Source organism: Imperialibacter sp. EC-SDR9 (genome assembly GCF_902498805.1).
Taxonomy (GTDB): Bacteria; Bacteroidota; Bacteroidia; order Cytophagales; family Cyclobacteriaceae; genus Imperialibacter.
In genome coordinates this window covers 12,572-25,163 of record NZ_LR701597.1, presented here as the reverse complement: position 1 = coordinate 25,163, position 12,592 = coordinate 12,572, and the positions used below count along the sequence as shown (strand labels likewise).

The 12,592-nt window shown below is 46.5% G+C and carries 5 protein-coding genes; all 5 read left to right on the top strand.

Translation table 11 applies throughout. From position 1 onward, the window contains the following. Positions 1–2 precede the first annotated feature (2 nt). Positions 3–1,592, top strand: coding sequence for a RagB/SusD family nutrient uptake outer membrane protein (locus tag GC130_RS20000; RefSeq protein ID WP_152000126.1), 1,590 nt, complete (start codon positions 3–5; stop codon positions 1,590–1,592). Positions 1,593–1,747: 155 nt separating this feature from the next. Then, positions 1,748–5,107, top strand: a complete 3,360-nt coding sequence (locus GC130_RS19995) for a VCBS repeat-containing protein (protein WP_152000125.1) — start codon at positions 1,748–1,750, stop codon at positions 5,105–5,107. 10 nt (positions 5,108–5,117) lie between these two features. Then, on the top strand, positions 5,118–5,687 hold the full coding sequence (locus GC130_RS19990; protein ID WP_152000124.1) for a hypothetical protein: 570 nt from the start codon (positions 5,118–5,120) through the stop codon (positions 5,685–5,687). Positions 5,688–5,710: 23 nt separating this feature from the next. Then, positions 5,711–9,133 (top strand): VCBS repeat-containing protein, encoded by a 3,423-nt coding sequence (locus GC130_RS19985; protein WP_152000123.1) that lies wholly within the window; start codon positions 5,711–5,713, stop codon positions 9,131–9,133. After that, on the top strand, positions 9,130–12,516 hold the full coding sequence (locus tag GC130_RS19980) for a VCBS repeat-containing protein (protein WP_152000122.1): 3,387 nt from the start codon (positions 9,130–9,132) through the stop codon (positions 12,514–12,516). The genes GC130_RS19985 and GC130_RS19980 overlap by 4 nt, the downstream gene beginning before the upstream one ends. Positions 12,517–12,592 lie beyond the last annotated feature (76 nt).

The window sequence follows — 12,592 nt, the reverse complement described above, 5'->3', positions numbered from 1 at the left end:
AAATGAAAAAATCATTCTTAAGACGTATTCTTTTAGTTGGGCTGGGGTTGACAGTTTTTAGTCAGTCTTGTACCGACCTGGAAGAAGAGTTATATAGCGATATTACTGCCGACAACTTCTTCAAAAATGAAGAAGAGTTCATAGCAGCACTTGGACAAGCCTATGCAGCCTTCGGCGGACTGGGCAACCACTTCAACCTTTGGTCAATCAATGAGATTTCATCTGATGAAATTGCAATCAGCCAAAAAGGTGGTGACTGGTACGATGGCGGTGTACTCATTCAGCTTCATGAGCACAACTTCCCTGCCAACAACGGACTGTTCAACAGTGCGTGGGGTATGATTTATGGTGGTATTAACACTACCAACCGTTTGATCTACTCATTTGAGCAACTGGGAACACCTCAAGCCGACGCATTTATTGCGGAATTGAGAGCTGTGAGAGCGCTTTGGTATTATTGGGGAATGGATGCCTTTGGTAACATTCCTTTGGTGACAGACTTTACTGACACCGAGCCCCCAGCAAATGCAACAAGACAGGAAGTATACAACTTCATTGAATCAGAACTTGATGCAGTAATTGGCCTGCTCCCGACTGAGAAAACAGCTGCAACTTATGGAAGGATGACCAAATGGGCTGCCCTTGCTATTAAAACAAAGATGTACCTGAATGCAGAAGTGTACACTGGAACAGCCCAATGGGCCAAAGCAGCTGATGCGGCGGAGCAGATCATCAATAGCGGTCTTTATTCACTGGAGCCAGTTTATTCAGATAACTTCGCCATTAACAATCAGAATTCCGGAGAGAACATCTATGTGTATCCTTATGACAAGGTGTTTGCGGGTGGGTTTAACTGGGTAATGATGACCCTTCACCTTGCTAGCCAAACTACTTTCAGCTTGACTCAGCAGCCCTGGAATGGTTATCAAACTGTAGAAGAATTTTACAATTCTTATATTGATCCGGTGAAAAACCCTGGTCCTCAGGGAGATGTTTGGGCAGGTTTAGCGCTAGAGCCTTCTGAAGGTACTCAAGATGAGCGTTTGTCTAATTTCCTTGTTGGTCCACAGTATAATCCTGACGGCACAATAACACAAGATCCGGGAGTGGATGCAGCTGACCCTAATGGCCCAGACCTTACTTTCACCCCTGCTTTAAATGAGTTATTCCCCAACGGATGGAGACAAGGCGGTGCCAGAATTGGCAAATACGAAATTGAGCGTGGTGGTACTAACAACATGAGCAATGACTTCGTTATTTTCAGGTTGGGAGACATCATTCTTTCTTTGGCGGAAGCCAAGTTCAGGATGGGAAATACAGGCGAGGCATTGGTTTTGGTCAACCAAATCCGTGAAAGAGCTGGCGTAGATCCTTTCACTACTTTAACCAGCGACATGTTGTTTGACGAAAGAGGAAGAGAAATGTATGTGGAGATGACTCGTCGTCAGGATCAGATCCGCTTTGGCAAATGGCACGATGCGTGGTGGGCAAAAGCAGCTGATCCTGCGGACACTCATGAAATCATCTTCCCAATTCCTCAGCCACAAATCGATTCGAACGACAAATTGGTTCAGAATCCAGGATATAATTGATTCAACTGGGTCGGTTTCCATAATTGGAAATCATCCAAAAATATGGACTCCTGAGCAAGTAGCTCAGGAGTCCTGTTTTTTAGCATTCCTTTCGCCAATCAATGTATGGCAATACCCAATTGCTTAATTTGTAACTTATTTCAGACAGAGGGGAAGTGAAATCAATTCGGTCGACATTTGTTTATCTTATTTTGATTGCGGCATTGTTAAATGCCTGCAACCAGGTAGCTGAATCGCCAAATCAGGCTACTCCCCTATTTTCGCTTCTTGATGCCAGTTCCACAGGCATCGAATTTAACAATGAACTAATATACACGGAAGAACTCAACCCCTACACGTTTAGAAATTTCTTCAACGGTGGCGGTGTAGGACTGGGTGATGTCAACAATGACGGGCTCATCGACGTGTTTTTCTCGGGCAATCTGGTGGACAATAAGCTCTACCTGAACAAAGGAAACTTTAAGTTTGAAGATATTTCGGACAAAGCCGGTATTGCAAGCTCGGAAGTATGGACTACTGGTGTAAGCCTGGTCGATATCAACGGAGACGGCTGGCTGGATATTTACCTTTGCAAGTCCGGGCCGTCGGGAGGTCCCAATCGAAGCAATGAGCTGCTGATCAACGACGGCGATACCGTAAACGGTCCGCATTTTACCAACCAGGCTGCGGCCTATGGGATAGCGGATGTCGGACTCTCGGTGCATGCGGCATTTTTTGATTACGACAAAGATGGTGACCTCGATCTATACCTTCTCAATAACAGCATCCGCACCGTTGGTGGGTACGACCTTAGAAAAGGGCAGCGAAATATTCCTGACCTCGATGGCGGAAACAAACTCTACAGAAATGATGGCGGGAAATTCACCAATGTAAGCCAACAAGCAGGTATTTACACCAGTGCCATCGGCTTTGGGTTGGGCGTAACGATAGGCGACCTCAACAAAGACAGTTGGCCTGACATTTACGTATCGAACGACTTCTTTGAAAAAGACTATCTCTATATCAATAACCAGGATGGCACCTTTACCGAAGACCTCGAAAGCTACATCAGAGAGCTTAGTATGGGCTCAATGGGTGCCGACATGGCCGATATAAATAACGATGGCCTACCTGAAGTTTTTGTGACTGAAATGCTCCCTGAAGACGACGCCAGGCTCAAAACCACCACCCAGTTCGAAAAGTGGGATAAATATCAGGTAGGTGTCGAACAGGGCTACTACCACCAATTTAGCCGAAATGTTCTTCAGCTTAACAACGGAATCGGGCCAGATGGAAAGTTGAGCTTCTCCGAAGTTTCAAGGCTAACAGGCACACATGCCACCGACTGGAGCTGGGGCGCCCTGATTTTTGACATGGACAATGATGGCCTAAAAGACATCTTCGTTGCTAATGGCATTGGCAAAGACCTCCTCGACCAGGACTATGTCAACTTCATCGGAGACCCGGAGGTAGTAAGGAGTATCCTTCAACAAAAAAGCAATGTGATTAAGCAGCTAATTGACTCTATTCCGTCCAACAAGGTGTCAAACTATGCTTTCAAAAACACAGGCAACCTGCATTTCGAAAACTTTGCCAGCCAGTGGGGATTAGCCCTCCCCTCCTTTTCCAATGGCTCTGCCTATGGTGACCTCGACAACGATGGGGATCTCGACCTCGTACTCAATAATGTGAACATGCCTGCCTTTGTGTATAGAAACAACGCCAAAGAACAGCACCCGGAAAATCACAGCCTGACCGTCTCGCTGCGTGGCGAACAACAGAACTACTTTGCGGTAGGCTCAAAAGTGACGCTTTTTAGCCAAGGTCAGGTGTTCTATCAGGAGCTTTCGCCTATGCGGGGGTTCATGTCGTCAGTCGACTATCGTTTGCATTTCGGACTCGGCACAATCGATGTGATCGACTCGCTGGTGGTAGAATGGCCCAACGAAACAGTATCTATTGCGACACACCTCTCGACAGACAAAGCGGTTGAATTCTCCCAGGCAGACGCTATTAAAAAGCCAAATGTGGTAGCTATTGGCCCCCGCACAACTGTATTCACCAGGGAAGTCTTACCTCAAGGAGTCAGCTTCAAGCATATTGAAAGTTCGTTTGTCGATTTCGATAAGGAGCGCTTGCTATTCAATATGGTTTCCAATGAAGGGCCTTGCACCTGTGTAGCCGACATCAATGGTGATGGTCTGGACGACTTCTACATCGGAGGTGCAAAAGGGCAAAGCGGTAGGTTATTCAGACAAACCAAAGACGGCAAATTCCAGGAAACATCGAGCCAGCTTTTTGATGGCGACAAAGAAGCTGAGGATACCGGCTGTGCATTTTTCGATGCCAATGGAGACAATTTACCCGATTTGTATGTCACCAGCGGCAGCAACGAAGTACCAAACATCTCCCTTGCTTTGGTAGATCGCTTATACATCAACAAAGGAAAAGGCCGGTTCGTAAAGAGCCAGCAAATTCTGCCCACCAGCGCTAAATTGGAAAGCACATCGGTGGTAAGAGCGATGGATTATGACAACGACGGCGACGCCGACCTTTTTGTGGGTGTGCGAATGACGCCCGGATTCTATGGAGAACAAAAAAATGGGTATCTGCTCAACAATGACGGCCAGGGCATATTCCAGAATGTCACGATTGAATTTGCGCCCGACCTCACCAGCATTGGCATGATCACTGATGCGCTGTGGAGCGACCTGGACAACGACGGAGCCGTGGATTTAGTAGTCGTTGGAAATTGGATGCCCATAAGGGTATTTCTCAATAGAAATGGAAAATTCATTGAGGTCTCTGATAGGTCTGGCCTAGCTGGCTCCAGCGGGTGGTATCATGTGATTGCGGCCGGTGATTTTAATGAAGACGGTCTGGTTGACTTTGTAGTGGGCAACCATGGCTTGAACTCAAGGTTCAAAGCAAGTCAGCTTGAGCCAATTTCGATGTATATCAATGACTTTGACAGAAACGGTTCTAAGGAGCAAATACTTACACGCTATGACGGCGGTAAGGAGCTGCCGCTGGTCATGAGAACAGACATGGTGATGCAAATACCCGTACTGAAAAAGAAATACCTGCGATTCAAAAACTACGTCGGCCAGGGCATGGATGAAGCATTTACTTTTGAGCAAATTTCAAATTCCATCATTCTGCAAGTCAATGACCTCTCCTCTCAGTTACTTCTCAACAAAGGCAATGGGCAGTTTAGCTCGCAACCGCTTCCGCTGGAGGCTCAATTCGCCCCGGTGTACAGCCTGCTTGTTGAGGATTTTGATAATGACGGCCATTTGGATGTATTTTTGGGTGGCAATCAATACAGGGCAAAGCCTGAGACGGGGATTTATGACGCCAGCTATGGCTTGATGCTTAAAGGTGATGGAAAAGGAACCCTGACCTCATTGAAAGGTGCCGAGTCCGGCATACACACCAGGGGAGAAATCAGGTCGGCGCAAAAAATTAAAGTGGGAAAACAAAAAATGATAGTAGTGGGGAAAAACAATGATGTCCCGGAGTTTTATAGTTATTAAGATGATGAAAATGAAATTTAGATCAATTGGAGTAATAGTAACCTGTGCATTTTTGAGTGCAACGTTGTTTTTTTCATGCGACTCTTCAGTTGGCAGCAAAACCAGGAAAGAAAACTATGACAGCCTTTTCCTGGGCTTCCATTTTGGCATGGATCGCAAAGAGTTCTTTCAGTATTGTTCTGAAATGAATCAGAAAAAGCTTTTTGCCCATGGCACAGGTGCTACAAGTGTGCAATACGAACTCAAAGATGAATTCAAAGCGCCTGTGATAATGAGGTTCTATCCTTCATTTCATGACGAAAAGATCTACGAGATGCCCGTCACCTTCACCTATGAGGCCTGGGCCCCATGGAACAAGCAGTATTGGTCGGACGTGCTGCTGGAGGAAATGTATGAACAGTTTAAGGTCTGGTACGGCGACGGTTTTCAGGTGGTTAACCACCCGAATCAAGGCAAGATTTATGCAAAAATAGACGGAAGGCGAAGAATCAATTTGTTTATTCGAGACGATCAGTTTGTGCAGGCGGTGTTCTCTGATATGAAAGTCGTCACTGAATTAGAAAAACAGGAAGAGAATTAGTACTCCCTTTAAAAGAAGGTAAAATGACCAAGTACCAAACAGCGAAGAGTTTATTCCTTACCCGTGTGGTTCCTATTACGGCATTGGTGTTTACTATCGCCTGTCAGCAGGAGTTGGACAATGCTGCACCTACCCTCTTCAGAACAGTGAAAAGTAGCGAAAGCGGTATTGCCTTTGAAAACAACCTTACTTTCACGAAAGAATTTAACATTTATACCTACAGAAACTACTACAACGGAGGCGGTGTAGGCTTGGGGGACATGAACAATGATGGGTTGATTGACATCTACCTGACAGCCAATATGCTGCCCAACAAGCTATACCTCAATCAGGGAAACTTCATCTTTAAAGATGTAACGGAAACAGCGGGCGTAGCGGGCACTAAGGCGTGGTCCACTGGAGTAAGTCTTGCTGATGTTAATAGCGATGGCCTTATAGATATCTATGTCTGTAACTCAGGCGATATAAAGGGCGACAACAAGCAAAATGAGCTGTTTATCAACCAGGGGCCTGATGCGGAAGGACTTCCTGTTTTCAAAGAAAGTGCTGAAGAGTATGGAATAGCGGATCAGGGGTTTTCAACGCATGCTGCCTTTTTCGACTACGACAACGACGGCGACCTTGATCTCTACCTACTCAACAACTCTTATCAAGCGATTGGCAGTTTCAACCTTCGCAAAAACGAACGACCCGTAAGAGATGAAGTTGGTGGTGACAAGCTATTTAGAAATGATAACGGCCACTATAACGACGTAAGCATTGAGGCGGGCATTTACGGCAGCGTCATCGGATTTGGCCTGGGGGTTACTATTGGCGATATCAACAAAGACGGCTGGCTGGATATCTACGTCTCCAACGACTTCTTTGAAAGAGACTACTTGTACCTGAACAACGCAAATGGCACCTTCAGAGAGGTGCTTGAGTCAGAAATGAGGAGCATTAGTGCTGCGTCGATGGGTGCTGACCTGGCCGATATTAACAACGATGGCTATTCAGACATCTTTGTTACCGATATGCTGCCTGAAGCCGAGGAACGGATCAAAACGGTTACCACCTTCGAAAACTGGGACAAATACCAACTTAACCTCGACAACGGATACTGGCACCAATTCAACAGAAATATGCTCCAGTTAAATAACGGAGACGATACTTTTAGTGAGATTGGGCGACTGGCCAATGTGTCGGCTACTGACTGGAGTTGGGGGGCGCTTATTTTTGATTTCGACAATAATGGCTACAAGGATATTTTTGTTGCCAACGGCATTTATCAGGACCTGACCAATCAGGACTTCCTCAAGTTTGTCACCGAAGAGAGTACTATTCAGCGTATCATTTCATCGGAAGGAGTTGACTACAAGCAGCTGGTGGAATTGATACCTTCTCAGGCTGTGCCTAACTACGGCTTCGTGAACAATGAGAATTACTCTTTCACCAACAAAGCCAAAGAGTTAGGATTGGGCCAGCCCAGTTTCTCCAATGGGTCGGCGTATGGCGACCTGGACAACGACGGTGACCTTGACCTCGTGGTCAATAACGTGAACATGCCCATTTTCCTCTATGAAAACAAAAACGAAGATTTCAATCCTGACAATGGTTTTTTGAAATTCAAATTGGAAGGTGTTGGAAGCAACACATTTGCCACGGGTACCAAAATCACCGTCGTGGCTGGAGGAAATAGGCACTATATCGAGCAAATGCCCATCAGAGGGTTTCAGTCTACCGTCGACTTTCGCCCGAATATTGGATTGGGCAAGGCCGCCAAAGCCGACTCGGTGATTGTGGAATGGCCTGGTGGATCGGTCACCATACTGACGGATGTACCCACCAGGCAGACACTGACTCTTAGCGAGAAAGATGGAGTGCCCTCGCAAAAAAAGCCAATGGAAACTGGCTCAAATTCCAGAGAAACAATGTTTGAGGCCGTTGCCGCAGATCAAGTAAAGGCAAGTATAGACTATCAGCACAAAGAGAATCTGTTCGTCGATTTCGATAGAGACAGGCTGATCTTTCATATGTTGTCGACAGAAGGACCATGCATGTGCAAAGGCGACGTGAATGGCGACGGAAGAGAGGATTTGTTTATTGGCGGAGCAAGGGAAATGGCCGGCGAACTATTTATACAGAGACCCAATGGCACCTTCGGGTCGGAAAGTAAGCTTACTTTTGAAAAAGATAAAAGTGCTGAAGATGTGGATTGTGCAATATTTGATGCCAATGGCGACGGCAAGAATGACCTGTATGTGGCCAGCGGAGGTAGTGAAGTAACAAACAGCTCCCCTTCCCTATCTGATCGTCTCTATATCAACAAAGGCAGTGGCAGCTTTGAAAGAACTGCCCAGGTACTTCCAGCCAATAAGTTTGAAAGTAGCTCAACTGTGAACGTAGCTGATTATGATGGCGACGGTGACATGGACTTGTTCGTTGGTATAAGAACAAAGCCCTATTTCTATGGAGAGCCCGGCAATGGTTATCTCCTGCAAAACGATGGTAACGGAAATTTTGAGGAAGTTACCAGCACCATAGCGCCTGGCCTTAAAAATATCGGAATGATCACAGACGCAGTGTGGTCGGACATTGACGGAGATGGTGATCAGGATTTGTTGGTTGTTGGGGAATGGATGGCAATAAACCTTTTCAGAAATGATGGCGGAAAGTTTACAAATACCTCTATCGAAGCAGGTTTTGCCAATACTGAAGGTTGGTGGAACGCCATTGAAATGGCCGACCTCAATGGTGATGAGCTTCCCGATTTCATCGTGGGCAATCACGGACTGAACTCCAGGTTCAAAGCCTCTGCTCAAAAGCCCATCAACCTCTTTCTAAGTGATTTTGATCAAAACGGGTCGTTGGAGCAAATTCTAACTCAGTATAACGGTGATTTCTCCTACCCGGTAGCGCTTAAGCATGACCTGGTGATGCAATTGCCGGGTCTCAAAAAGAAATACCTGAAATACGAAAACTTCAAAGGACAGAAAATGGAAGACATTTTCACCTCAGAGGAATTAGCGAATGCCACCAGGCTTACTGCAAATATACTGGAGTCAGTGGCCCTCATTAATAAATCGAACGGACGCTTTGAAATCGTGAAACTGCCTCAGGAAGCCCAGTTTTCGCCGATCTATGCTATTCTAGCCAACGATTTCAACCAGGACGGGGTGACGGATCTTCTTCTTGCGGGAAATCTTTATGATACTAAACCTGAGGTTGGCCGGTATGATGCAAGTTATGGCGTGATGCTTCAAGGCAACGGACAGGGTGGCTTCAAAAACGTTTCAGCCCAACAGTCGGGCTTCTCATTAAAGGGGCAGGCAAGGGAAATGGCCTTCATGAAGGTAGGAAGCCAGCAAATGCTCCTCGTAGCCAACAACAATGATGCGCTGCAAATGTTTGTCTACCACCCAACCTCGGTTATTATTCCGCAGAAAACAATCGAAATCAACAAATGATGCTGTACCTGCGTCATCCAAAATATGGTCTGCTACCAGGCCTGGCTTTCATTTGCCTCCTACTATTCTCAGGCTGCGACGATGGGCAGCCTAAGGCCACTCATTTGTTTGAATCGGCTTCGTCTGACCAAACCAATATTGGCTTTTCCAACACCCTTACAGAAGACGAAGAAATCAACCTCATCGAATACCTCTACTTCTACAATGGGGGCGGTGTTGCCATAGGTGACGTAAATAACGACGGGCTGCTGGATATCTATTTCTCTGCCAATCAGGAAGACAACAAGCTCTACATCAATAAAGGTGACTGGACGTTTGAGGACATTACTGACAAGGCCGGTGTGGCTGCCTCAGGCGCATGGAAGACTGGTGTGACAATGGTTGACATTAATGGTGACGGCTTTCTCGACATTTATCAATGCAGACTGGGCAAATACAAAGGTATCGAGGGCTCCAATCAACTGTTTATTAACAACGGAGACCTTACATTTTCCGAAAAGGCTTCAGTGTATGGTTTGGACTTCAGCGGATTCAGCACACAAGCCGCCTTTTTTGACTACGACCTCGATGGCGATCTCGATGCCTACCTGCTCAACCATTCCGTGCACACGGAACGAAGCTACGGCAGGGCCACCCTACGCAAATACGACGATGGAAACGCCGGAGACAGGCTTTTCAAAAATGACAACGGAAAATTTACCAGTGTAACCAAGCAGGCCGGCATCTATTCGAGCAATATCGGCTATGGCCTGGGGGTAGGCATAAGCGACGTCAACGCTGATGGCTGGCCCGATATTTACGTTTCCAACGACTTCAATGAAAACGATTACCTGTATATCAATAATGGGATGGACACGCTTGGGTTGGTCAGCTTTACTGAGTCGATAGCGCAGACAATTGGGCATACCAGCCGATTCTCCATGGGAAATGATTTGGCAGACTACAACAACGACGGTCTTATCGACATCATTTCGCTGGACATGCTCCCCGAGGACGAAGAAATTATCAAGCGATCGGCAGGCGACGACTCGTACGAAATTTATAGTCTAAAACTCAAATTTGGATACGGTCGACAGTTTACCAGAAATGCCCTACAGCTCAACGCTGGCATCCAAGACAATGGACTCCCCAGCTTTTCTGAGGTCGGCCAGCTTGCTGGTATTCACGCCACTGACTGGAGCTGGTCTCCTCTGCTCGCCGACTACGACAATGATGGTTACAAAGACCTGTTTATATCGAACGGCATCAAAAGGAGGCCCAACGATATGGACTACATCAATTTTCTTTCAAATAGAGACTTGAGAGACGGGCTCGTCAATAATCCAAATTTGAGTGACCGAAAGCTGGTGGATGAAATGCCTGACGGAGCTGTGCACAACTACCTGTTCCGAAACAACAAAGACCTGACTTTTTCTGATGTAAGCAGCCAATGGGGAATGACGGCTCCGTCCCTCTCCAACGGCGCTGCCTACGCCGATCTTGACAATGACGGCGACCTTGACCTCATAGTCAACAACATCAATGAAGTCGCTGCATTGTACAGAAACACTACGGCTGAGTCGGCCAGTAAAACAAAACAATCTTACTTAAAGGTAATTCCGCTGGGTAAGGGGAAAAACACGTTTGGGATAGGCGCCAAACTGTTTGCGTACGCAGATGGTAAGGTTTTTTATCAGGAAAATTTTGTCAGCAGGGGGTTTCAATCTTCCGTGAGTCCGTGGGTACATTTTGGCCTTGGGGGGATCAAAACACTTGACTCCCTGAGAGTGGTTTGGCCTGGTGGCAAAACGCAGCTTCTGACAAAGGTCGAAATCAACAGGTCGATTCAGCTTGAGGAAACTGAAGCCAAGTTATTTTACCGTACCGTTGAACGAAAGGAACGCCTCTTGTTGATAGACGTAACTGATGGCCTGGGTATTGACTTCACTCACAAAGAAAACAATTTCAATGATTTCAATAGAGAATTTCTCATTCCTCATTTGGTTTCCAAAGAAGGCCCTAAAGTAGCAGTAGTGGACTTCAACGCCGACGGAAGGGACGACTTCTACATAGGTAATGCCTCCGGTGCGTTAGGCTCTTTCTTCATTTCGGCCAGCGACTCTACCTTTTCAACCTTACTGCTGCCTCGCCAGGTCGACAACATGAGAATGGAGGAAACTAATTGCCTCTTTTTTGATGCCAATGGGGACGGCCTTCCTGATCTCTACATAGTTTCAGGTGGAAATGAATTCTCACCACGAAATAATAATCTAAAAGATAGGCTCTTAATAAACAACGGAGCTGGCGGGTTTACCGATCAGAGCAATGGACTGCCCGATGCATATCAGCACGGTTCTGTAGCCACGGCTGCCGACATTGACCAGGATGGAGATCAGGATCTATTTATTGGCGGGCGGGTGGTACCCGGGCAGTACGGTGCGCTGCCGCTCAGCTATGTGCTGCTCAACGATGGCACCGGCAAATTTACCGATGCAACCGCTGATATCGCTCCTGCGTTGGGGGAAGTGGGCATGGTAACCGATGCACAGTGGATCGACCTGAACGGCGATACTTATCCCGAGCTCGTCGTCGTTGGAGAGTGGATGCCCATAGCCATTTACGGTAACAACAAGGGCCAGCTGACCAGGCTCTATTTCGAAGGACTGGCCCATTCTAATGGCTGGTGGAGCGCTTTGAAACTAACTGACGTAGACAACGATGGTGACACTGATTTTATAGTGGGTAACCTTGGGACAAACACACGTCACAAAGCGACGCTAGAGTTCCCCATGCATCTCTATAGCAACGATTTTGATGAGAATGGCTCTCTGGATCAGGTTCTTTGCTACTCTACACCACAAGGGGTTTTCACCGTGAATACCAAAGACGAGTTGATCAGGCAAATTCCATCCCTGAAAAAGAATTTCGTGAAACATGCAGACTTTGCGGGAAAAACGGTAGAGGAAATTTTTGGCGAAACGGCACTGAACAACAGCCTCCACCTACAGGCCAGCACTTTTGAATCAGTTTGGGTTGAAAACATCAACAATCAGGGTTTCAAAATTCACCCACTACCGACACAGGCTCAATTTGCACCCGTGGCGGCTATCGAAACAGCGGATCTCAATGGTGACGGACACACTGACATATTGCTTGGAGGAAACAGCTTCAGCAGTTCGCCTTATTTCGGAACTTACGATGCCAGCCAGGGTCTTGTGCTTTTAGGGGATGGAAAAGGAAAGTTCAACCCTGTCAGCGCCAGAAAAAGTGGTTTAAAGGTCGCCGGCGAGATAAAAGACATCAAAACGCTACATTTTCCTGGAAAACTGCTTTTCGTCATTGCAAGAAACAACGATAAGCCCGTCATTTACATGTTAAACAATACAGTCGAGAATATTTTTTAATTTTGCACCCAGAAGAACAAAGGAGAAAGTGATGTTAAAACGTTTTTTACTAGGAACATGCTGTGTGGCTATTGTG